This window comes from Rathayibacter tanaceti, from assembly GCF_001634385.1.
Classification (GTDB): Bacteria; Actinomycetota; Actinomycetes; order Actinomycetales; family Microbacteriaceae; genus Rathayibacter; species Rathayibacter tanaceti.
The window spans coordinates 1-532 of the sequence record NZ_LIIN01000309.1 but is presented as its reverse complement, the minus strand read 5'-3'; the positions used below and the strand labels follow the sequence as shown (position 1 = coordinate 532).

Genomic DNA, 532 nt, shown 5'->3' with positions numbered 1-532 from the left:
CGCCGGTCCGCTCGCGGACAGCGGCGCTGAGCGCGAGCGCCGCCACCTGATCGGGGGCCTCCTCCGGCCGCCACGCTGGCGCGCCGAGAGCTCGGTCGGGACCGCTCAGCGCGACGTAGCGCCTCCGCCCGCCAGGAAGCGGGAACGACTCGACGACACCCGCCGGGCCGACGTCGACCAGCGCGGTGCCGACGAGCCGTGCCGGCTCGGGGTCGGCGAAGTCACCCATCACATAGCGGTCCGGGTAGTCGCGGCCGGAGGTGCCGATGCCGAGCAGCTCGCGCACAGTGCTGCGGGCTCCGTCGGCTCCGACGACGAACGCCGCGCGGAGGGCGAGGGCTCGCCGCCGGGGCCCGTGCCGGACGCTCGACCCGGCCGCGAGGGAGGCGGAGCCCGGTCAGCGCGGTGCCGGGGCGCAGCGCCTCCGCAGCCGCGGCGTGCAGCCGCTCGCGCAGGACGGCCTCGGTGCGGTGCTGGTCGAGCGTCACGACGTACGGGTGGGTCGCGGACGCGCGGGCGAACGAGAGCGCGC

General features: G+C 78.0%; 1 pseudogene. It reads right to left on the bottom strand.

Annotated elements, in window-relative coordinates:
* Nucleotides 1-286, bottom strand: a pseudogene (locus ACH61_RS15800) (FAD-dependent monooxygenase); the annotation flags it as partial.
* Nucleotides 287-532: the final 246 nt, after the last annotated feature.